At 41.4% G+C, this 21,181-nt stretch carries 23 protein-coding genes; 11 read left to right on the top strand and 12 right to left on the bottom strand.

Features of this window, described 5'->3' with window-relative positions:
* The first annotated feature begins 99 nt into the window (after positions 1–99).
* Positions 100–744 (top strand): leucyl/phenylalanyl-tRNA--protein transferase, encoded by a 645-nt coding sequence (aat, locus tag J0654_RS09025; protein WP_237685945.1) that lies wholly within the window; start codon positions 100–102, stop codon positions 742–744.
* On the opposite strand, the gene J0654_RS09020 is transcribed toward aat, so the two are convergent.
* Genes J0654_RS09020 through J0654_RS09010 form a run of 3 tightly spaced genes read right to left on the bottom strand, consistent with a single transcriptional unit; the run spans position 715 to position 2,519 of the window.
* Positions 715–1,398 (bottom strand): DUF2490 domain-containing protein, encoded by a 684-nt coding sequence (locus tag J0654_RS09020; protein WP_237685944.1) that lies wholly within the window; start codon positions 1,396–1,398, stop codon positions 715–717. The two genes, aat and J0654_RS09020, sit on opposite strands and share 30 nt — an antisense overlap.
* Entirely contained in the window at positions 1,385–1,966 is a 582-nt protein-coding gene (locus tag J0654_RS09015; RefSeq protein ID WP_207028116.1) for a hypothetical protein, read from the bottom strand. The genes J0654_RS09020 and J0654_RS09015 overlap by 14 nt, the downstream gene beginning before the upstream one ends.
* The gene (locus J0654_RS09010) at positions 1,956–2,519 is read right to left on the bottom strand and encodes a DNA-3-methyladenine glycosylase I (RefSeq protein WP_207028114.1); all 564 of its coding nucleotides are present in this window, start codon (positions 2,517–2,519) and stop codon (positions 1,956–1,958) included. The genes J0654_RS09015 and J0654_RS09010 overlap by 11 nt, the downstream gene beginning before the upstream one ends.
* 120 nt (positions 2,520–2,639) lie before the next feature.
* Between J0654_RS09010 and J0654_RS09005 the strand changes: the two genes are divergently transcribed.
* The 5 genes from J0654_RS09005 to J0654_RS08985 all read left to right on the top strand — a co-directional run bounded on the left by J0654_RS09005 (position 2,640) and on the right by J0654_RS08985 (position 8,447).
* Positions 2,640–3,326: a TetR/AcrR family transcriptional regulator gene (locus J0654_RS09005; RefSeq protein ID WP_207028112.1), complete on the top strand. Its 687-nt coding sequence runs from the start codon at positions 2,640–2,642 to the stop codon at positions 3,324–3,326.
* Positions 3,319–4,986 carry a peptidase domain-containing ABC transporter gene (locus J0654_RS09000; protein ID WP_207028110.1) on the top strand — a complete coding sequence of 556 codons (1,668 nt, stop codon included), beginning with the start codon at positions 3,319–3,321 and terminating at the stop codon, positions 4,984–4,986. Before J0654_RS09005 ends, J0654_RS09000 begins: the two co-directional genes overlap by 8 nt.
* Positions 4,987–4,991: 5 nt before the next feature.
* Entirely contained in the window at positions 4,992–6,347 is a 1,356-nt protein-coding gene (locus tag J0654_RS08995) for an HlyD family secretion protein (RefSeq protein ID WP_207028099.1), read from the top strand.
* On the top strand, positions 6,331–7,746 hold the full coding sequence (locus J0654_RS08990) for a TolC family protein (protein ID WP_207028097.1): 1,416 nt from the start codon (positions 6,331–6,333) through the stop codon (positions 7,744–7,746). The genes J0654_RS08995 and J0654_RS08990 overlap by 17 nt, the downstream gene beginning before the upstream one ends.
* Before the next feature lie 80 nt (positions 7,747–7,826).
* The gene (locus tag J0654_RS08985) at positions 7,827–8,447 is read left to right on the top strand and encodes a thioredoxin family protein (protein ID WP_237685943.1); all 621 of its coding nucleotides are present in this window, start codon (positions 7,827–7,829) and stop codon (positions 8,445–8,447) included.
* Here the strand turns inward: J0654_RS08985 and J0654_RS08980 are convergent.
* From J0654_RS08980 to J0654_RS08960, 5 genes are read right to left on the bottom strand one after another with little or no spacing between them, the layout of a single operon-like run.
* Positions 8,430–9,149 carry an energy transducer TonB gene (locus J0654_RS08980; RefSeq protein ID WP_207028093.1) on the bottom strand — a complete coding sequence of 240 codons (720 nt, stop codon included), beginning with the start codon at positions 9,147–9,149 and terminating at the stop codon, positions 8,430–8,432. The genes J0654_RS08985 and J0654_RS08980 overlap by 18 nt on opposite strands.
* 48 nt (positions 9,150–9,197) lie before the next feature.
* Positions 9,198–9,902, bottom strand: coding sequence for a tRNA pseudouridine(55) synthase TruB (gene truB / locus J0654_RS08975; RefSeq protein ID WP_207028091.1), 705 nt, complete (start codon positions 9,900–9,902; stop codon positions 9,198–9,200).
* A gap of 30 nt (positions 9,903–9,932) precedes the next feature.
* Entirely contained in the window at positions 9,933–10,727 is a 795-nt protein-coding gene (locus tag J0654_RS08970) for an undecaprenyl-diphosphate phosphatase (RefSeq protein ID WP_207028089.1), read from the bottom strand.
* The gene (locus J0654_RS08965) at positions 10,728–10,994 is read right to left on the bottom strand and encodes a DUF3098 domain-containing protein (RefSeq protein ID WP_207028086.1); all 267 of its coding nucleotides are present in this window, start codon (positions 10,992–10,994) and stop codon (positions 10,728–10,730) included.
* A gap of 9 nt (positions 10,995–11,003) precedes the next feature.
* Complete coding sequence (locus tag J0654_RS08960) at positions 11,004–11,882, bottom strand: cell division protein FtsX (protein ID WP_207028084.1); 879 nt, start codon at positions 11,880–11,882, stop codon at positions 11,004–11,006.
* An 89-nt stretch (positions 11,883–11,971) separates the two neighbouring features.
* On the opposite strand from J0654_RS08960, the gene leuS reads away from it, so the two are divergent.
* The 3 genes from leuS (at position 11,972) to J0654_RS08945 (ending at position 17,011) form a co-directional block, all read left to right on the top strand.
* Positions 11,972–14,830 carry a leucine--tRNA ligase gene (gene leuS / locus J0654_RS08955; RefSeq protein ID WP_207028082.1) on the top strand — a complete coding sequence of 953 codons (2,859 nt, stop codon included), beginning with the start codon at positions 11,972–11,974 and terminating at the stop codon, positions 14,828–14,830.
* Positions 14,831–15,116: 286 nt separating this feature from the next.
* Positions 15,117–16,217 (top strand): alanine dehydrogenase, encoded by a 1,101-nt coding sequence (ald, locus tag J0654_RS08950; RefSeq protein WP_207028080.1) that lies wholly within the window; start codon positions 15,117–15,119, stop codon positions 16,215–16,217.
* Between the two features lie 92 nt (positions 16,218–16,309).
* Positions 16,310–17,011 (top strand): zinc metallopeptidase, encoded by a 702-nt coding sequence (locus tag J0654_RS08945; protein WP_207028078.1) that lies wholly within the window; start codon positions 16,310–16,312, stop codon positions 17,009–17,011.
* A gap of 77 nt (positions 17,012–17,088) precedes the next feature.
* Here the strand turns inward: J0654_RS08945 and J0654_RS08940 are convergent, their stop codons facing one another.
* From J0654_RS08940 to J0654_RS08925, 4 genes are all read right to left on the bottom strand, one after another.
* Complete coding sequence (locus J0654_RS08940; RefSeq protein ID WP_207028076.1) at positions 17,089–17,607, bottom strand: ferritin; 519 nt, start codon at positions 17,605–17,607, stop codon at positions 17,089–17,091.
* Positions 17,608–17,717: 110 nt separating this feature from the next.
* Positions 17,718–18,038 carry a hypothetical protein gene (locus J0654_RS08935; RefSeq protein ID WP_207028075.1) on the bottom strand — a complete coding sequence of 107 codons (321 nt, stop codon included), beginning with the start codon at positions 18,036–18,038 and terminating at the stop codon, positions 17,718–17,720.
* A 39-nt stretch (positions 18,039–18,077) separates the two neighbouring features.
* Entirely contained in the window at positions 18,078–18,548 is a 471-nt protein-coding gene (locus J0654_RS08930; protein ID WP_207028072.1) for an Lrp/AsnC ligand binding domain-containing protein, read from the bottom strand.
* 48 nt (positions 18,549–18,596) lie between these two features.
* Positions 18,597–19,970, bottom strand: a complete 1,374-nt coding sequence (locus tag J0654_RS08925) for a saccharopine dehydrogenase family protein (RefSeq protein WP_207028071.1) — start codon at positions 19,968–19,970, stop codon at positions 18,597–18,599.
* Between the two features lie 79 nt (positions 19,971–20,049).
* Here J0654_RS08925 and J0654_RS08920 point away from each other — a divergent pair, with 79 nt between their 5' ends.
* Both J0654_RS08920 and J0654_RS08915 read left to right on the top strand, forming a co-directional pair.
* Positions 20,050–20,442, top strand: coding sequence for a DUF423 domain-containing protein (locus J0654_RS08920; protein WP_207028068.1), 393 nt, complete (start codon positions 20,050–20,052; stop codon positions 20,440–20,442).
* Positions 20,443–20,505: 63 nt separating this feature from the next.
* Positions 20,506–21,181, top strand: a 676-nt coding sequence (locus J0654_RS08915) for a phosphoenolpyruvate carboxykinase (ATP) (RefSeq protein WP_207028066.1), incomplete at its 3' end; no start/stop codon positions are given.

Genomic DNA, 21,181 nt, shown 5'->3' with positions numbered 1-21,181 from the left:
ACTGGAAAAATCTGGACCTTGGGTTCAGATTTTCTTGTTTTTGGGCCGATTTGTATTTTTAGAAAAAAATTGCGCTTGGAAAATACGCCCTTACATTTCTTGAACAAGAGGTTGGAATTTCCTCCTGTTGAAACCGCTAGTGAAGATGGACTGCTTGCCGTTGGTGGCGATCTATCCCCAGAGCGATTATTGTTGGCATATAAAAATGGGATTTTCCCTTGGTTCAATGACGATTCTTTGATTTTGTGGTGGACCCCCGATCCCCGAATGGTGCTTTTTCCAGAAAAGGTAAAAGTGTCCAAAAGTATGCGAAAGGTAATACGTGATGGTTCGTTTACCCTTACCCATAACACCTGTTTTGAGCAGGTGATGGACTATTGTGCCCAAATTGAGCGCAAAGGCCAAGATGGTACCTGGATCACTCCCGAAATGAAAACCGCTTACATGAACCTCTATAAAAAAGGGTATGCCAAATCCTATGAGGTTTGGGAAGAAGGGGATTTGGTCGGTGGTTTGTACGGGGTAGATCTTGGCCATGTGTTCTGTGGGGAGAGTATGTTCAGTTTGAGGGCCAATGCCTCAAAATTCGCATTTATACAAATGGCTAAGGAACTTGCGGAAAAAGGTTATCAGCTTATAGATTGTCAAGTACACACTGATCATTTGGAAAGCTTGGGCGCCGAGCTGATTCCCAGAAAGGAATTTGTGAAAATTCTACAGGGTCAATTGGGCGTTCGTCAGTAAAAGGAAAATGTTCTGTGGCATACTCGAGCTAAAGTCTTCCATTCGGTACTCCACACCCACCTGAAATTTAATACTATCATTCAATTGCCAGCCTACTTGTCCCGCTAAACGCGCATCATATTGCGGAGCGTTATGTTTGGCTACACTCAAAAGGTTTTCGAAGCTTCCCACAAAATAAGGTTCTCCAGGGTCCAATTTTTCACCGACCAAAGGAAAATCCAGCGCAAATCGGTATCGGAACCTGTGGATGGTCAATGCGTTTGTGATACGCTGTTCGGTACGGAGCCTATGTCCAAATCTAACAGCAAACGGTTTATTGGTAATGTTGTACTGCTGGGTAAGCCGAAGTTCGTTCCCTTTGTCCTCAAAATTATTTCGGAATCTATATTGAATACCCATAGCGATACTTTGGTTGTCCCTGATATTCCACTTGGAAAAATGGGCAATATCCAATTGTCTCGTTTTTAAGGTGAATTCTTCATCATCAAAAATATAGTTTCGGTTGGCTATGGAAAAATTATGGGAATAACCCCGTGTAACTTGATAGTTCACGGCAAATTGTGGCTGCCAATATCCTGTCAGGTTTTCTTGGCTATGTACAGAGAACATGAACAATAAAAACGAAACAAGTAAAAACCATTTAGTAGAGGACATGGTCATAGCTTTGCGGAAAAGATTTACGGATTCGTTTTAGTTGTCCTTCGGAATCAAATAGCGCCTCGTATTCCTGAAAACCATCACTTTCTTTGGCAGAAAAGACCAGTTCGTAATTTACTTCGGGCAATATCAAGTTTTGGAAGGCGTTGTGCAAGGTCTTTTCATGGGACTGTCCCTTGCGAGTAGGGTATTGCTGCTGAATTTTCTTTACCCTGTACTTTTTATGGTTTTTTTCCAGATAAAACTGTATGGTTTCCCAAGAATCGTTCGGGATGTCCCTTTCCTTTATTTTGAATTCTACATCTTCCAGTTTCCCTTCTTGATCGAACTCGACACTGTAGTGCAGTCGCCTTTTTTTAAATTTGGCTTCGTAGCTTTTCTTGGTACTGTCCGACTCTTGATAAAAGCGAACACGTTTGGCATCTTCTAAATAATCTTCGATCAAGAGATAGGAATTACGTGGGAAATCGTCTTTGTCAATTCTAGATTCCTGTTCGTACTTGTTTTGTGCTAACGTAATTTGTGCGATTCCAAGTATTAAAAAGAAGATGTATTTAAACTTCATGGTATCTAAAACAGTTTACTTCGTGGTCGTTCACCATGCCCGTGGCCTGCATGTGGGCATAAATCACAGTACTTCCTACAAACTTGAATCCACGTTTTTTCAAATCTTTGCTAATGGTGTCCGATAATTCGGTGGTCGCAGGGGCATTCTTGTAGTTTTTCCACGCATTTTTTATCGGTTTGTCATCCACAAAATCCCAAATATAGCTACAGAAACTACCAAATTCTTTTTGAACCTCCATAAATGCCCTTGCATTGGACACCGTAGCGTTCACTTTCAATTTATTTCTTATGATTCCAGGGTCTTGCAAGAGGTTGTCAATCTTGTTTTGGTCGTAGTTTGCAATCTTTTCGTAATTAAAATGGTCAAAAGCTCTTCTAAAATTTTCACGTTTTCTTAATACCGTGATCCAACTCAAACCTGCCTGAAAGGTCTCCAATATCAGGAATTCGAACAAGGTTTCGTCGTCCTTTACGGGAACGCCCCATTCGGTGTCATGATAGGCTTCATAAAGGCTGTCGCCAACACACCAACCACATCTGTGTTTATCCATATCTGTCCGTTTTTATCAAAAGTACAGTAAAATAAGAAATCGTTAATTGAAAGTTAAAGTGTTATATGTTGATAGTAATACTATTATATTCGCGAGAATCTATTTTAAAAATTGGATGGAATGGATATTTTGATGAAGTCCGTAAAATTGGAAATGAATGGAAAGCTCTATGTAAAGGACCCTGAATCTTCAGATTTGGGAAAGAAAATAGTAGAGCAGAGTATACTGCTTATCGATGAAATCGGATTTGAATGCTTTACGTTTAAAAAGCTTGGGGTTCGCATTCAATCCAATGAGAGCTCTATTTATCGATATTTTGAGAACAAGCATAAGTTGTTGCTCTATTTGGCCTCATGGTATTGGGGTTGGATGGAGTATCGGATGGTTTTTGCTACCAATGGCATTTCCAATCCTGAGAAAAAACTTAAAAAAGCAATAGAAGTGCTGACACAAAATGTGGAGGAAGACAGTTCGTTTTCACATGTGAACGAGGTGGTTCTAAATAGATTGATAATCAATGAGTATTCTAAATCCTACTTGGTAAAGGAGGTTGATCAAGAAAACAAGGATGGTTACTTTACAATCAGTAAGAGAATTGTGAGTCGTATCAGTAAAATGATTCAGGAAGTGGATGGCAGTTATCCTTATCCTTTGAGTTTGGCCAGTACTATTTTGGAAGGTACGCTGCATCAATATTTTCTGGCAGAGCACTTTCCAAAACTTACCGATTGTAATCAAAAAATCACACCAACCCAATTTTTTACGGACTTAATATTCCGCACGTTAAACCTTAAACCTAATGGCTAAAAACATACTAACCGCTTGGCAACGTTTAATGGGTCTGTTGACCTTGGACAAAAAAGACATCTTTCAAATATTTTACTACGCTATTTTTGCTGGTGTGGTAAACCTTTCCCTTCCATTGGGAATACAGGCCATTATCAACCTTATACAGGGGGCAAGGGTCAGTACATCTTGGATCGTTCTTGTGGTCTTGGTCACTTTGGGAGTTGCATTTGTTGGTGTTCTTCAATTAATGCAAATACGGATTATTGAAAACCTTCAACAGAAAATTTTTACCAGGTCATCTTTTGAGTTTGCATATCGTTTTCCAAAAATCAAAATGAGTGAGCTTAGGTATTACTATCCGCCAGAGTTGGCCAACCGTTTTTTTGATACCCTTACAGTTCAAAAATCCCTTTCCAAAATACTTATCGATTTCCCAGCTGCATTGCTGCAAATAGTTTTTGGGTTATTGTTGCTTTCTTTTTATCACCCATTTTTTATCATCTATGGCCTATTGTTGCTCTTGCTTATTTACATTGTGTTCAAGTTCACCGCTCAAAAGGGGCTGGATACCAGTTTGGAAGAGTCCAAGATCAAGTATAGGGTTGCCCATTGGGTGCAAGAAATTGCCCGCTCCATTGTTAGTTTTAAACTTTCGGGCAAAACATCCCATGCTTTGGAAAAGAACGATACACTGGTAGAAGAATATTTGGAGGCCAGGGAAAGCCATTTTAGAATATTGGTACTTCAGTTTATCCAGATGATAGGCTTTAAAGTTCTGGTGACTGCCGGATTATTGTTGATTGGTGGATTGCTGGTTTTGGATCAACAAATGAACATAGGTCAGTTTGTAGCTGCGGAAATCATTATTTTATTGGTGATCAGCTCTGTTGAGAAAATGATTTTAGGCCTTGAAACTTTTTATGATCTCTTGACCTCCCTGGAAAAAATGGGGCAAGTTGTGGACAAAGAACTTGAGCCACAAACTGGGGAAACCCCATTTAAGGATAGTGAGGGCTTAACAGTGGAACTTGAAGATGTCGTCTATAAAGTTCCTGGTTTGGATAAAAAGATTATAGATCATGTATCATTGGCTATCCACCCCGGCACTAGATTGTTGGTTCAAGGTAAAAGTGGCTCCGGAAGATCTACCCTTTTACGGATGATCGCGGGAATCTTAGAACCCGATTCGGGTAAAATCTATGTCAACAATGTGGCACTACAGGGAATAAAATTAAGTCAGTACCGATCTTATTTAGGGCACTCGCTAACCGAAGAGTACCCTTTTGAAGGGACTTTGTTGGACAACATTACCTTCGGCAATAAAGATATTCCAATAGAAGACGTTTACTGGGCCTTGGAAAAAGTGAGTTTAACCGAGTTTGTAAAAGAGCAGCCCCATGGCCTAAACACCATTTTATATCCAGAAGGGAAAAAGATTCCGGACTTTATTTCTCGAAAGATTGTATTGGCCAGGAGTGTTGTGACACGACCTAAACTTATGATCCTCAAAGATCCTTTGGAACAATACGATGAAGAGGGAACAGAAAGAATGATGGATTTCTTGGCCGACCCGGCAAATGGATGGGCTCTGGTTGTTGTAAGTGAGAACCCGAAATGGGCAAGTCGCTGTAACCAGACAATCCGGATGGAAAAAGGTAGATTGATCAATGTAAAATAAAGTTCATGCTAAATATTTCTTCAAATAATAAATTGAACGCTAAGGTAGACCTTACCGGTTATGAAGCAGGTAAGAAGGTCTTTCATAAAAGGCACTATAAGCAATTTAACCGCTTTTTGGCCGCCTTTTCCATCATTGTGCTTTTCATGATGTTTTTGCCCTGGACCCAGAATATTTCTGGTAGAGGTTACTTAACAACTCTAACCCCAGATCAACGACCACAGACCGTTCAGTCCCCAATACCGGGAAGAATTGAGAAGTGGTATGTAAGAGAAGGGGATTACGTGGAAAAGGGAGATACCATCTTATTTATATCCGAGGTCAAAAGTGAATATTTTGACCCCAATCTTATTGAGCGTACCGGGCAACAGATCAAGGCAAAGAGTATGTCCGTAACTTCGTATCAAGAGAAGGTAAAGGCCTTGAACCAGCAAATCAAAGCCCTTAACCAAGAACTTGGCTTGAAACTGGAGCAAGCCAAGAACAAATTAATGCAGTCGAAGCTGAAGGTCAAGAGCGACAGTATAGATTTGGAAGCTGCCAAGACCAATATTACCATTGCACAACGGCAGTACGATCGTACCGAAAAACTCCAGGAAGAAGGTTTAAAGGCGGTTACCGATTTGGAAGCAAAACGCCTAAAACTTCAAGAAACACAGGCAAAACTAATAAGTCAGGAAAATAAATTATTGGCCAGTAAAAATGACGTGATCAATGCACAAGTTGAAATCAATAGGGTACAGGCCGAGTACACCGATAAGATTTCTAAGGCGCAAAGTGACTTATATACGGCGCAATCCAATCAGTTTGATTCTGAGGCTCAGGTGACCAAGTTGGAAAATCAGTACACCAACTACGAAATTAGAAATAATATGCTCTATATACGAGCCCCTCAGAATGGCTATATCACAAAGGCCATCCAATCCGGAATTGGGGAAACTTTTAAAGAAGGAGCTCAATTAGTGGGGATAATGCCTTCGGACTACGATATAGCGGTTGAAACGTATGTGGACCCCATTGATCTTCCATTGATTCATGTAGATGAGAAGGTGCGTATTCAATTTGATGGCTGGCCTGCTATCATATTTAGTGGATGGCCAAACGTTTCCTATGGAACTTTTGGCGGTAAAGTGGTCGCAATTGAAAATTTTATCAGCCCAAATGGTAAATACCGAATACTGTTGGCCCCCGATGAGGAAGAAGCACCATGGCCCAAGGATATTAGAGTCGGTTCGGGCGCAAGTACAATGGCTCTTTTGGAAGATGTTCCCATTTGGTACGAGTTGTGGAGGCAGTTGAACGGCTTTCCACCGAATTATTATCAACCTCAAAACAATAGTGCAGATGGCGCAAAGAAATAGAAGATTACTTTTATTTTGTACCCTCTTTTTCTTTACTGTAAGCCTTTTTTACGCTCAGCAAGATTCCTCTGTGCTTGGGTTTAAGGAGTACCTGGGTTATGTAAAAAAGTACCACCCCGTTGCCAAACAGGCCCAGTTGAACATTGCCATAGGGCAGGCGGAACTTATGAGGGCCAGGGGAGGTTTTGACCCAAAGGTTGAAGTGGATTTTGATAGAAAGGAGTTTAAGGGAACCCAATATTGGGACCGATTAAATGCCACTTTCAAGGTTCCGACCTGGTTCGGTATAGAGTTCAAGGGGAATTTTCAGCAAGATGAAGGAACTTTCATTAACCCGGACGAAACCTTGCCTCAAGATGGTTTGTACAGCGCAGGGGTTTCCATGTCCGTTTTACAAGGATTTTGGATCAACGAGCGTATGGCCACTTTACGAAAAGCCAAATTGTTCAGGGAGCAGACCAAAGCCGATCAAGACCTACAGGTAAACCAAGTGCTTTACAATGCATCATTGGCCTATTTTGATTGGTTGAAGGCTTATCGGGATGCTGAAGTGTATAAAGATTTTTTGGAAAATGCGGAAATTCGTTTTCAGGGGATAAAGGAGAGCGCCTTGGCAGGGGATATTGCCATGATTGATACCGTAGAGGCAAAAATTGCCGTTCGAAACAGAGATTTGGGCTATCAGCAGGCAAAGGTGAAATTGATGAAAAAATCATTGGAACTCAGTAATTTTTTGTGGATCGAGGATGTGCCCGTTGAGCTTCAGCCTGGTGTAAGCCCTAATTTAGAGCCGGAAATGGACATCAACTCGACCTTGGAGATAGAAGGAGTGCCTTTGGATAGTTTCAATTTGGAAACACATCCTAAACTCATATCCTTGGACTATAAAATTGAAGGACTTACCGTTGACAAGAGACTTAAGGCCAACAAACTGCTTCCAAAATTGGAGGCCGAATATAATTTTATCACAGAAACACCAGAATACATCAACTCTTTTGTAACCGAGAACTACAAAGCAGGGTTAAGTCTGCAGATGCCCATTTTTCTCAGAAAAGAGCGAGGAGATTTAAAATTGGCCAAGTTTAAACTCAGGGATGCCGAATACGAAAGGGACAACGCGCAGATAGAAATACAGAATAAGGTCATCGCCATTTATAATGAATTGGATTCCTTTACCGAACAAAACCAGTTGATAACCAATATTGTAAAGGATTATACCACGATGTTGGAAGCTGAGGAAAGAAAGTTCAGTTTTGGGGAGAGTTCCCTGTTTTTGATCAATTCTAGGGAGAGCAAGCTCATCGATGCTTATCTGAAGCAAAACGAAATGCAGAATAAATTTTTCTACACCAAGGCCATGTTGTTCAAGAGCTTGGCCATAAACCCAAAAGCACTGTAAGGAATATCTTGTAAAAACTACCAATGATAAAAGTCACCTATTGGGCAGATTGCCCTGGGTACTTTTGCAAAAACAATTTTATGGAAGTATTGGAGAGCAACAGGTTGGAATTGGTACAGGAGTACATAACAAAGGCAATGGATTATCCGAAATACCTTGAATTGGTTCGTCAACTGGCGATAATGGGTAAGTCCACGGGTTCAAACCAATCTGAAGCTATGGTCAATTATACCAAGCTTGGTGACCGCCGAATGGTGCGGTGGGAAAAAACGTTTAAAATCAACGATGAGGTACAACAAAAGTTGGATTCCTTGGACAGAGAGCTTGTGTTCTTGGTGCTCACCGAAAGCTGGTGTGGAGATGCGGCGGCAAGTTTGCCCATCATGAACAAAATTGCAGAAGCAAGCCCGAACATAACCCTAAAAGTTGTTCTGCGGGATGAAAGTCTGGATTTGATGGATACCTTCCTTACCAAAGGCGCCCGTTCCATTCCTAAAATGATTGTTTTGGACAAAGCTGATGATGAAATTATCGGCGAGTGGGGCCCAAGACCAAGTATTGCCACTCAAATGGTGGAAGATTGCAAAAGGGAACACGGTAAATTGACCGATGAGTTCAAACAAGAGCTTCAAGTTTGGTACAATAAAAACAAAGGGCAAAATATTCTGGAGGATATCCTAAAATTACTTGCTCTGGAATAAATAGGTGATTGTTCCAATTTGCGATACCTTGGAATCTGGACTAAAACGCGCCTTTAAAGCATAGGCTATTGCATTGTCCACCAAACAACCGTTGTCCGTTCCGGAACTTTTGTCGTTAAAGCTTGCTTCGGTAACATAACCATTGTCGTCCACCGAAATATTGACAACAACCTTACCGCCTTCTATACAGGTGTAGATAGGAGGTGGTAAATAATATGCATTTCTATCCACTAAGGAATAGGAAATACTGGTGCGCCTGTCTTTTAAATAGTCGGTAAACTCTTCTTTTTGGGCATCGCGTTCGCCCAATTTTTCCTTTTTCTCATCCCGTTGGGCCCGTAATTGCTTCAATTGTTCTTCAAAAGCAGAGTTGTCGGCATATTCGCCTGTTTCGCTGCTCATGGCCCTTTCTTCCAAGAGCTCTTCCAAAGTTTTTAAAGGTTCGGGATTACCAACACTCGGTTTGGCTGTTTGATTCACGGCCATGTGGCTCTTAATGGGGTCGTTGGCGGCCTCCATTTCTTCCAATCGTTCCTCTTCCTCTTCTAGAAGTTTTTCAATATCTTCATCGGCCAAGCTCATTTCAATGACGTATTCATCCTCTTGTATGCCTCCTAAGTGAATATTGAACAACAATAAAATCACTATGGACATAGAGAAGAAAGTAATCAAAAGTGATAACTGGCTCTTATTTAAGTTCATGGTTTTACTATAACCGCTTTTTTTCAAAAATATTTTATCCCAACTTTCCTATGTCGAGGTACTTGCTTCAAGCTTTTCCTTGAAAACATTGGGGCTTGTGGCATTATTTACGTTGAAATCCCCTATTTTGGTTCTTCGGAGCTCGGATAAATAGGCTCCAGAGCCCAAAGCTTTCCCAAAATCGTGCGCTAAGGAACGGATGTAGGTCCCTTTACTGCACACGACCCGAAAGCCCACTTTGGGGAGTTCGGTCCGGGTAATCTCAAATTCCAGGATTTCTATTTTTCTTGATTTTATTTCGACTTGTTTGCCTTCACGGGCAAGTTCGTACAATCGCTTGCCATCTTTTTTTAGGGCTGAAAAAATGGGAGGTACTTGATCAATTTCGCCCAAGAATTTCGTTGTGGCTTCTTTGATGGATGCATCCGTAATGTGTTCGGTCGGAAAGGTCTCGTTCACTTCAGTCTCCAAATCATAAGAAGGTGTAGTGGCACCCAACGTGAACGTTCCGGTATATTCTTTTACCTGTCCTTGCAACTCTGGAATTTTTTTAGTGAATTTTCCGGTGCAGATTATCAATAGACCTGTGGCCAAGGGGTCCAATGTTCCTGCATGGCCGATTTTTATCTTTTTGAGGTCAAATTTTTTACGAATGGCCCATTTAAGTGCGTTCACCGCTTGGAACGAAGTCCATTCCAGCGGTTTGTCAATTAACAGGATTTGACCGTTTAAAAAATCTTCTTTGGTGTTCAAAAACTTGGGGTTTGGGGCAAATATACTGATCTATCCCCAAATGCTCCAAGCAAGGGCGATTAGGCCCACAATCAAACAGTAAATGGCAAAATAGGTAAGCTTGCTTTGGCGTACCAGTTTGATCATCCAGGTACATGCAGCAAGTCCAGCGATAAAGGCAGCAGCAAATCCTGCACCCATGGCCACGGCCTGGTCCCCTTGAAAAGAAATCTCTCCGCCCATCAAATCTTTGGCCACTTTGCCCAAGATAAGCGGAACCACCATCAAAAAGGAAAAACGGGCCGATTTTGTTTTGTCAACTCCCAAAAGGACGGCGGCAGAAATGGTTGCCCCACTTCGGGAAATACCGGGCAATATGGCAACAGCCTGAGCCATTCCGATGGCAAAAGCACTGCGGAACGATACATTTTTATCGGTGGTCTTGGCCAAATCTGCCAAATACAGCAAAAATGCTGTGATCACCAACATAATTCCAACAATCACAATGGCCTCATCAAAAAACACTTCTATAAAGTCATTCAAAAAAAGACCTACCAAAGCAGCAGGAATCATGGAGATGATGATTTTTAAAGAAAATTGGGTTTCCTCGTTCCATTTAAACTGAAATAAGCCTTTCAGAATGCCATAAACATCTTTGCGGAATACCACCAAGGTACTTAACGCGGTTGCAAAATGGAGCACTACCGTGAACAATAAACTCTCTTCGGGAACGGCCTGCGCTCCCAAAATTGCTTTTCCCAATTCCAAGTGACCGCTGGAGGAAACAGGTAAAAATTCGGTCAATCCCTGAATAATTCCAAGGATTATGGCGTCAATTAATTCCAATTATTCCTTCTTTTTCTTGTGGGGATTCAACAAAATGGCGTAAACCTGAATGCCAAGACCGATAAGAATCAAGGTCGGTGCAAGACGAATTCTTCTAAAATTGTATATCTCGGGGTTGAATACTTCTGGGTCGTCGCTTCCGCCACCACTCATCAAAATAAACCCGAGGGCAATAAAGGCAATACCTATAAATAGAAAGAGATAGTTTTTCTTTTGGAAAACAAACTCTTTGGCCGGTTTTTGACCGTTGTTGTTTTTCTTGCTCATGCTGCAAAGTTAATAATAAAGATCGTCCGTTCTCAGGTTTAAAAAGCGTTGTGTCGCAAAATGGGTGCTGGCCCAGGAAATAATAACGCCCAAACCAAATACGCTAACGAATAAAATGATGAGAACAATATAATCTTGCAAAAGATTCAGTTCGGGGAAGTTTTTATCGATATAGTATACTAAAACGCCAAGTCCGATCAATGCCACTACAGCTCCGACCATGCCCAGTTTAATGTTGGTCCATATAAAAGGTCTTCGGATAAAGGTTTTGGTGGCGCCCACCATCTGCATGGTTTTAATGATAAACCTTTTGGAATAGATGGACAGTCGTATGGAACTGTTGATCAGCAAAACTGCGATTACCGTAAAAATGGCGCTGGCCACCAATATCCACAAACTGATTTTCCGAGCATTGTTGTTGAGTAGTGAAATCAGGGGTTTATCGTAGCTCACCTCGTCCACGTAGGCCTTGGCTGCCAATTCCTCTGCTATCTCATCAATTTGTTGGGAAGAGACAAAATCTGCCTTCAAATTCACATCAATGGAATTTTTTAGAGGGTTGTAGCCCAAAAACTCTTCAAAATTCTCACCAATATCCTCACTGTATTGCTCTGCCGCATCTTCTTTGGAAATGTACTCGGCCGACTTCGTGTATTCCGCAAGGGCCAAACTTTTCTGCAATTGATCTATTTCCACAGGTTTTGCATTGTCCTTTAAAAACACTGAAATGGTGATCTGCTCCTTAAAGTGATCTGCTAATTTTTTGGTGTTGAGCACCAAAAGGCCCAAAACACCTAAAAGAAACAGTACCAAGGCAATGCTCAAAGCCACGGAAAAGTAGGAGGAAATCAGTTTTCGACGCTGATATCGTTCAATATATTGGCTCATATAGTAGAATCAGTACGTAAAAATAGAAAAGTAAATTGTATTTAGGGGATTAAACCTATTTTTGCACACGAAATTGAACAAGATTAACAATGAATTACGATTTCCGCGAGATTGAGGCCAAATGGCAGAAGTATTGGGCAGAAAATGAAACTTTTAAGGCATCCAACGATTCGGATAAACCTAAATTTTATGCATTGTCGATGTTCCCTTACCCGTCAGGGGCAGGGTTGCACGTAGGGCACCCGCTGGGATACATTGCCACGGACATCTATTCGCGTTACAAAAGACATAAAGGGTTCAATGTATTGCATCCCATGGGCTACGATTCCTTCGGATTGCCAGCGGAGCAATATGCGATTCAAACGGGTCAGCATCCGGCAATTACCACGGAAAACAACATTAACAGGTACCGTGAGCAATTAGACCAGCTTGGTTTTTCTTTTGATTGGAGCCGCGAAGTACGTACCTCCAATCCACAATATTACAAATGGACACAATGGATCTTTATCCAATTGTTCAATGCATGGTACAATAAGAAATCCGATAAAGCGGAAAATATTTCCAGTTTGGTTTCCATTTTTGAAAAAGAAGGAAATGCCAATGTTGAAGCTTCTTGTGATGATGACACCCCAAGCTTTGATGCTGCAACTTGGAATGGTTATTCCGACACAGAAAAGCAAGAAATCCTCTTAAAATATAGATTGACCTATTTGGCGGATACCGAAGTAAATTGGTGTCCTGCTTTAGGTACTGTTTTGGCCAATGATGAAATCGTGAATGGTGTTTCCGAGCGTGGAGGTCATCCCGTGGTCCGTAAAAAAATGACGCAATGGAGTATGCGCATTACCGCATATGCACAGCGTTTGTTGGACGGATTGGACAAAATTGATTGGCCACAGCCACTAAAAGATTCCCAAACCAACTGGATTGGACGTTCCGTTGGTGCATCGGTTACTTTTAATGTATTGGACGCTGAGCGTAGTCGAAGCGATGAAGATGTGGTTTCGACTTCGCTCAATCACCCAGATCAAATTGAAGTCTTCACCACCCGTCCCGATACCATTTTCGGGGTAAGTTTTATGACCTTGGCACCGGAGCACGAATTGGTGGCAAAAATCACAACTCCAGAGCAAAAAGCAGAAGTAGAAGCTTACGTGGAAGCCACGGCAAAACGTTCCGAGCGTGACCGTATGGCCGATGTGAAAACCATTTCGGGTGTATTTACTGGAGCTTATGCAGAGCATCCGTTCACCAAGGAACCGATTCCCATTTGGATTGGGGACTATGTTTTGGCCAGTTACGGAACGGGAGCCGTAATGGCGGTGCCCTGTGGAGACCAACGCGATTACGATTTTGCAAAACATTACAATATAGCTATCCCCAACATTTTTGAAGGGGTGGATATTTCCGAAGAGGCTTTTGCCGATAAGGAAACCACGGTAATTGCCAACTCCGATTTTCTGAACGGTCTACCTTATAAAGATGCGATGAAGAAAATCATTAACGAGTTGGAAAAAATCGGGCACGGCGAAGGGAAAGTGAACTACCGTTTACGCGATGCCGTATTTAGTCGTCAGCGTTATTGGGGCGAACCCTTTCCAGTGTATTATGTGGATGGTATGCCGCAAATGATAGATTTGGAACATTTGCCTTTAAAACTACCCGAAGTGGAGAAATACCTTCCCACGGAAACGGGCGAGCCACCATTGGGCAACGCCACTACTTGGGCTTGGGACCGCCTCAAGGCGGAAGTAGTTAGCAATGAGCTCATCGATAATGAAAATGTATTTCCTTTGGAGTTGAACACGATGCCGGGTTGGGCGGGAAGTTCCCAATACTTTAATAGGTATATGGATCCACGCAACGACGAGGCCATCTTCTCTCCAGAAGCCATCAACTATTGGCAGGATGTCGATTTATATATAGGAGGTAGCGAGCACGCTACGGGCCACTTGTTGTATTCCCGCTTTTGGCAGAAGTTTATGTTCGATATGGGTTATGTGCCCAAGGACGAATTTGCCCAGAAGTTGATCAACCAAGGAATGATTACGGGAACAAGTGCTTTTGTGTATCGAGAACTGGATTCCAATAAATTGTATTCGAAAGGTTTGATTGCTGGTAGGAATGTTGTTCCTATTCACGCAGATGTTTCTTTGGTGAATGCATCGGATGAGCTGGATATTGAGGCATTTAAGGAATGGCAACCAGAATACAAAGATGCAGAATTCATTCTTGAAGATGGGAAATACATTGTTGGCCGCGAAGTTGAAAAAATGTCCAAATCCAAATATAATGTCGTCAACCCAGATGCCATTTGTGAGGAGTACGGGGCGGATTCGCTTCGTTTGTACGAAATGTTCTTGGGTCCTTTGGAGCAATCCAAACCTTGGAACACGGCGGGAATTACGGGTGTACATTCCTTTTTAAAGAAACTTTGGAAGTTGTATACAAATGGGTCGCTGAGCGGAGCCGAAGCGGAACCCACCGCCGATAATTTGAAAACTTTGCACAAGACCATTAAAAAGGTAGAGGAGGACATCGAGAACTTCTCGTTCAATACTTCGGTTTCCACCTTTATGATCTGTGTCAACGAATTGACCTCACAAAAATGTACCAGCAAAGCTGTTTTGGAACCATTGGCCATTTTGGTATCGCCTTATGCACCTCACATTGCCGAAGAGCTTTGGAGTCATTTGGGTTATTCAGATTCTATTGCCGAAGCACCATTCCCAACGTTTGAAGAAAAGTACTTGGTAGAGAGCAGTAAGGAGTATCCGATATCTTTTAATGGTAAAATGCGTTTTAAATTGGAGTTGCCATTGGATATGAGCAAAGATGAAATCGAGGCTGCTGTTTTGGCCCACGAAAAAACACAGGCCCAGTTGGGAGGAAGAACACCTAAAAAAGTTATTGTGGTGCCAGGAAAGATTGTGAATATCGTAGGATAGTCTCAAAACAGGATTCTTAGGCGAATTAGTTAAGAATATTATAGAAATACCCCAAAAAAGCATGCCGATTGGCATGCTTTTTTATTTTCACACAGGTTTACCCTTAAAAAATAAGGGGTACTTATTAAAAAAGTAATAAAAAATGATTTAACCCCTACATAAAAAGGGGTATAAATGTTAAAAAATAAATATTTTAACCCAACACCCCTATTTTTTATCGAGTTTTTGTGTTTTAATCTAATTTTTTTGCTCAACTTTGACCCCAGAAACCAAAAAACACAACATTATGACTGTTGGTATACCTAAAGAAATCAAAAACAACGAGAGCCGGGTTGGCATGACGCCAGCCGGGGTATTTGAATTGGTAAAAAACAACCACACTGTATATGTGCAATCCGGCGCAGGTGAGGGAAGTGGATTTTTCAATCAGGATTACCAACAGGCCGGGGCCACAATTTTGGATACCATTGGTCAGGTATATGCCATGAGCGATATGATCGTAAAGGTGAAGGAACCCATAGCAGAGGAATATAATTTGATACAGGAAGGGCAAATTGTCTTTACCTACTTTCATTTTGCATCCAGTGAAGCTTTGACGAATGCCATGATCAAAAGCAAAGCTATTTGTATTGCTTATGAAACCGTAGAGGACGAAGATGGCACACTTCCCCTGTTAACACCAATGTCCGAAGTGGCTGGCAGAATGGCGATTCAACAAGGCGCTAAATACTTGGAGAAACCTGTGAAGGGAAAAGGAGTGCTTTTGGGCGGAGTTCCCGGAGTGTCACCAGGCAGGGTTTTGGTGCTTGGAGCTGGCACCGTGGGTATTCAGGCTGCTAAAATGGCAGCAGGATTGGGTGCCCAAGTAACCATTTTGGATGTAAACATGAAACGTCTCAGATATGTGAACGATATTATGCCAAGCCATGTGGTGACTGGTTTTTCGAATGAGTTCAATATCAGAAAGCATATAAAAACAAACGATTTGATTATTGGTGGTGTCCTACTAAAAGGAGCAAAAGCCCCTAACTTGATCACAAGGGACATGCTCAAGGATATGCATCCGGGAACTGTTATAGTCGATGTAGCGGTGGATCAAGGAGGATGCGTGGAAACCACCAAGCCAACAACCCATGAGGACCCCATTTATATTATTGATGACGTGGTCCATTACTGTGTAGCCAATATGCCAGGGGCAGTGCCTTATACTTCTACTGTTGCCTTGACGAATGTAACACTGCCCTATGTGCTAAAATTGGCCAACATGGGATGGCGTAGCGCCTGCAAATTGGATGGATCCTTGGAAAAGGGATTGAACGTGGTTGAAGGAGAAATAGTTTACAAAGAAATTGCTGAAACCTTTAAGCTAGAGCCAGTACTGGTCTAAAAACACTAACATTTTGACAGTAAAGGAGCCCTGCCATAATTTGGCGGGGTTTTTGCTTTTATGTGGTATATTTATATTAAAGAGATAATGCTATGATGACATATTATATATTAATCGGTGGAATTGCTCTGGTCAGTTGGATGGTGAGCAACCGATTGAAGAGTAAATTCAAAAAATATTCAAAGGTCCATTTAAGAAATGGTATGAGCGGTGCAGAAATTGCCCAGAAAATGCTTGATGACCATGGAATTAGGGATGTTAAGGTAATTTCGACCCCTGGGATGCTAACGGACCATTATAATCCTAAAAACAAAACGGTAAACCTTAGTGAAGGGGTTTACAATCAACGAAATGCCTCGGCAGCTGCAGTGGCAGCCCACGAATGCGGGCATGCGGTACAGCATGCGCAGGCTTATGAATGGTTGACCATGCGTTCTAAATTGGTCCCTGTGGTAAGTGTTACCTCTGGTATGTCCACCTGGATAGTATTCGGTGGTATTATGCTTATGGCAGCCACTGGAGTCGTAGGTGGTATTGGTTTTTACATCGCTGTAGCTGGATTGATCATGATGGGCTTCGCGACCTTGTTCAGTTTTATTACCCTGCCCGTGGAATACGATGCTAGTAAAAGAGCGTTGGTTTGGCTAAAACAAAAGAACATGGTAAGCCAACAAGAATATGCCGGTGCGGAAGACGCACTGAAATGGGCCGCAAGAACCTATTTGGTGGCAGCCTTGGGTGCATTGGCATCACTATTGTATTGGGCGGTTCAAGTTTTTGGAGGTAGAGACTAAGATTTTTTAGACACCATATAAAAAAGGGGCCATTTGGCCCCTTTTCTTATTTTATGTCATGTAACAAACTTAACAAACTATTCTATCCAATTGGCAACTTGGTTATCTATCATTTGAAGGCCAACACCTTCGGTGCCCGTAACTTCGATCATATCCAGAATATCCCTAATGGTGTTTTCTTCCTCGACCTGCTCCATAACAAACCAGTCCAAGAAACGTTCGGTTGCTATATCACCCGCTTGCCTGGCTTTTTTCACAATATTGTGAATGGATTTTGTCACTTTTACCTCGTGTTCCAAAGTGGATTCAAAAATATCGGTAATAGAGGAGTAATCGTGGTTGATATCCGTTACTTCTGGTGAAATTGGGTTGCCTCCGGTATCCACCAAAAAGTTGAAAATCTTCATCATGTGCTCGCGCTCCTCTTCTGCTTGTTTAAAGAAAAATTTGGCACTGGTAAAAAATCCGTTCTGTTCGCACCAAGAGGCCATCGCCAAATAGGTGGCAGAGGCATGGGCTTCGATTTTTATTTGTCCGTTGAGCAAATCCATGGATTCCACTTTAATGCTCATACTTTGTCTTGCAATATCTTTCATGGTGTGTATATCTAGTGTGATTGTACTATAAAGTTACAGAATTTAATCTGTTTTACATATGGAGTCCCATAATTTAGAAACCAACTAAGTTTGGATTAAAGTAAGGTTGCTTACTGGATAAGCACTTTGGATTTAGCGGAAAGACCTATCGCCATAAAACCATTTTCAATAAGGTTTTTAAGGTCCAGTATTTCTAGTGTGTTCAGTATAAAGAGATGTTCTTTGTTACAGAGCATCAAAACCTCGAATCCATGGCTGTTCAAATCACCATCAAAGTGGTCTTCAATATGGATGTCCATTATTTTATGCCGTAGTGAAAGTAATTGGCACAAGGACATACGTACCGTTTTCTGACCAAAATCAAGATAAAAACAACGCTCGTTATTGGCCTGGTAAAGGGTGTAATATGTGGATTGGAATATTACATTCATGGGGTCAAATGTAATATTTATTTAGATTTAATACAAATATCAAATCTGTATTTGACGATCAATTTGTTGGTTCAGGGAAATAAAGGTTTCGGTACGGGAAACCCCTTCAATTTGCTGTATTTTTTTGTTCAATACTTGCATCAAATGCTCGTTGTCCCTACAAAGTACTTTTATGAGGATGGACCAATTTCCTGTGGTGTAATGGCACTCCAACACCTCTGGAATACGCTCAAGCTGTTTTACCGCCCTTGGGTTGGCCATTGCCTTATCCAGATAAATACCAATGTAAGCCATGGTGGAATAGCCCAAAACCCTTGGATTGATAACAAATTTGGACCCGGCAATAAGACCGGAACTTTCCAGTTTACGCAGCCTTTGATGGATGGCCGCCCCGGAAATCCCGATATTTCTTGCAATTTCAAGGATAGGTTTACGCGCATCTTCCATAAGATATCTTAGGATTTTCTTGTCAATCCCATCAATCTTAACTGAATTGTTATCGTTTTTCACAACTTGGATTTAGATTTGAAGCTAAAGATATTGAAAATACAAGAGAAACTAACCTGCAACGGAGTCGGGATTATAGCCTAAATAAGGCTTTTCATATTCCTTAAATTTAATGCCATTGTTTTTTAACTCATCCAGAATTGGTTTGTAAACTTCCTTATTGATTGGAATTTGAACCCCTGGAGTGGTAATCTTCCCGTTGAGAATTTGTAATGTGGCCATGGCTACAGGTAACCCTACCGTTTTGGACATGGCCGTGTAGGTTCTGTTTTCTCCGATTACCACCATATTGGCATCAATTTGTTTTTTCTCACCGTTCAGTTCGTAGCCAAACTTGTGGTACATCACGATCATATCTTTCTCATCTTCTTTCAATGTCCAGCTATCCTCTAAAATATATTGCAGCATTTGGGCAGGGGATGCATTTTTCAGTGGAATTTTCTTGGTAGCATCAAAAATGTTCAGATCAAGTAGTTTTCCCCACATAATATCGTCCTGATCTATCTTTAGGTAATGTCTCATTTTTAATTCCACCGAATCCGTTGGGGAATAGGGAAGAAACAGGTTCACGAATTCACGGTAAGACATACCTTCAGAATTTTCGATGGTGTAACTGTCGTCCGTCATACCCAGAATTACGAACATTTGCCAAGCTTTGGAAAAACCAACTCTTCGCATGGTACCTCTGTAAAGGGTCAGGGCATCTTGCAAACCGTATGCCTCGCGGTATTTTAACGAATCTCTGTTGGCATATACTTCAAAAGAGCCGTAATCCTCTATTTCTAAAAATTCTGTTCTTCTAAATAGTTTTTGATAAGGAATATACTTATAGGTTCCTTCTTGTATAAATTTTGCTGCTCCACCTTGACCTGCCAAGACTACGTTTCTTGGGTTCCATGTGAATTTGTAGTGCCAAAGATTGGTATCGCTTTCCGGAGCTACCAATCCACCTGTAAAGGATTCGAACAACAGTATTTTACCACCCTCATCCCTGATCCTATCGATGACCTCCATGGCACTCATATGATCAATACCGGGGTCTAGGCCTATCTCGTTCATAAAAACAAGGCCTTTTTCTTTAACTGTAGCATCGAGTTCCCTTAATTCATCACTCACATAAGAAGCAGTGATAAAGTGTTTTTCAAATTCGATACAATCGCGGGCAACATTAATATGCAAACGTGCAGGCAGCATGGATACCACTATGGATGCTTCCGAAACAGCTTTTTTCCTTTCCTCTTCATTAAAGATGTCCAATTCGAACACGGTACAATTGGGATGTTTGGCAAAATCATCCGGGATGTTCTCGGGATGAAGATCCCCGATTTTTATATGTATGTTTTCTTCGTCTGATTTTTTCAGGAAATAATCTAAAAGGTATGAGGTTGATTTACCTGCTCCTACAACTAAAATAGTACGAATCATGTGTTTTATTTACTTTTGAATTGAACGATCACTAAGGTATTAAAATGTTATATTTTTAAAAAAATAGCTCGCTAAAGTTATGAACAGAACAATTTTGTTAGTTGGAATAGTAATCGGTATGCTGGCGATTATGTTAGGTGCTTTTGGTGCCCATGGACTTGAAAAATTGGTAGATGCCGAAGCGGTAGCTACTTTTGAAACGGGTGTTCGGTACCAGATGTACCATGCGTTGTTTCTTATTTTTTTAGGAATATTGAATGGAGTCAACCCGAAGGCTAAGAGAACCGTTCTTATTTTGGTGCTTTTAGGGGTTATATTGTTTTCATGCTCTATTTACGTATTGGCTTTGAATACGTTGACTGATTTCGATTTTAAAATTATCGGATTTTTAACACCAATAGGAGGTGTTTTGATGATCGCTGCTTGGATTTGTTTGGGATATCACATTTTAACCCAAAAAGCGACCGATTAAGCAGGTTTTAAAAGGACAAAAACTGAATATTTTCTAGTTTTGTACCAACATAAAAACTAAACTATGAAGGATTCTGTTTCAGTTACGAAAACGATTTCGTTAAATGCTTACGGAATTGACCACGACAACATCCATTATCAACTATCCCCGGAAGAACTTCAGGACATCACCATTGAAAAAGGTATGGGCAAAGAGGCCTCCTCGGGCGCTTTGGCCGTCAATACTGGTGAGTTCACCGGCAGGTCCCCCAAAGACCGGTTTATCGTAAAGGACGATATTACCAAGGATAAGGTCTGGTGGGGCGATATCAATATCCCTTTTGATAGTGACAAGTTCGATGCATTGTATACTAAGGTCATTGCCTATCTGAACGAAAAGGAGCTTTATGTGAGGGACTCGTATGCCTGTGCCGACCCGGACTACAAACTGAATATTCGGGTAATCAACGAATATCCATGGTCGAATATGTTCGCCTACAATATGTTCCTTCGCCCTACCGATGCGGAGTTGGATGACTTTGATCCAGAGTGGACCGTGGTGAATGCCCCTGGTTTTATGGCAGACCCCAATGTGGATGGTACACGACAGCATAACTTTGCCATTCTTAACTTTAGCAAAAAGATTGCCCTTATCGGTGGGACCGGATATACGGGCGAGATTAAAAAGGGAATATTCTCCGCACTCAATTTTATTTTACCGGTTTACAAAAACACCTTGCCCATGCATTGCTCTGCCAATG

The sequence above is a fragment of the Flagellimonas profundi genome, from assembly GCF_017313275.1.
Classification (GTDB): domain Bacteria; phylum Bacteroidota; class Bacteroidia; order Flavobacteriales; family Flavobacteriaceae; genus Flagellimonas; species Flagellimonas profundi.
The sequence above is the reverse complement of the archived record's forward strand: the minus strand, read 5'-3'. Positions and strand labels throughout refer to the sequence as shown.

Coding starts and splice junctions, on each gene's coding strand:
- leuS (WP_207028082.1), top strand. CDS start 11,972: ATGAATTACGATTTCCGCGAGATTGAGGCCAAATGGCAGAAGTATTGG.
- J0654_RS08935 (WP_207028075.1), bottom strand. CDS start 18,038: ATGAATGTAATATTCCAATCCACATATTACACCCTTTACCAGGCCAAT.
- J0654_RS08960 (WP_207028084.1), bottom strand. CDS start 11,882: ATGAGCCAATATATTGAACGATATCAGCGTCGAAAACTGATTTCCTCC.
- J0654_RS09010 (WP_207028114.1), bottom strand. CDS start 2,519: ATGGATAAACACAGATGTGGTTGGTGTGTTGGCGACAGCCTTTATGAA.
- J0654_RS09015 (WP_207028116.1), bottom strand. CDS start 1,966: ATGAAGTTTAAATACATCTTCTTTTTAATACTTGGAATCGCACAAATT.
- J0654_RS09000 (WP_207028110.1), top strand. CDS start 3,319: ATGGCTAAAAACATACTAACCGCTTGGCAACGTTTAATGGGTCTGTTG.
- J0654_RS08985 (WP_237685943.1), top strand. CDS start 7,827: ATGGAAGTATTGGAGAGCAACAGGTTGGAATTGGTACAGGAGTACATA.
- J0654_RS08995 (WP_207028099.1), top strand. CDS start 4,992: ATGCTAAATATTTCTTCAAATAATAAATTGAACGCTAAGGTAGACCTT.
- J0654_RS08940 (WP_207028076.1), bottom strand. CDS start 17,607: ATGAAAGATATTGCAAGACAAAGTATGAGCATTAAAGTGGAATCCATG.
- J0654_RS08920 (WP_207028068.1), top strand. CDS start 20,050: ATGAACAGAACAATTTTGTTAGTTGGAATAGTAATCGGTATGCTGGCG.
- J0654_RS08965 (WP_207028086.1), bottom strand. CDS start 10,994: ATGAGCAAGAAAAACAACAACGGTCAAAAACCGGCCAAAGAGTTTGTT.
- J0654_RS08980 (WP_207028093.1), bottom strand. CDS start 9,149: ATGAACTTAAATAAGAGCCAGTTATCACTTTTGATTACTTTCTTCTCT.
- ald (WP_207028080.1), top strand. CDS start 15,117: ATGACTGTTGGTATACCTAAAGAAATCAAAAACAACGAGAGCCGGGTT.
- J0654_RS09020 (WP_237685944.1), bottom strand. CDS start 1,398: ATGTCCTCTACTAAATGGTTTTTACTTGTTTCGTTTTTATTGTTCATG.
- J0654_RS08925 (WP_207028071.1), bottom strand. CDS start 19,970: ATGATTCGTACTATTTTAGTTGTAGGAGCAGGTAAATCAACCTCATAC.
- J0654_RS09005 (WP_207028112.1), top strand. CDS start 2,640: ATGGATATTTTGATGAAGTCCGTAAAATTGGAAATGAATGGAAAGCTC.
- J0654_RS08945 (WP_207028078.1), top strand. CDS start 16,310: ATGATGACATATTATATATTAATCGGTGGAATTGCTCTGGTCAGTTGG.
- J0654_RS08990 (WP_207028097.1), top strand. CDS start 6,331: ATGGCGCAAAGAAATAGAAGATTACTTTTATTTTGTACCCTCTTTTTC.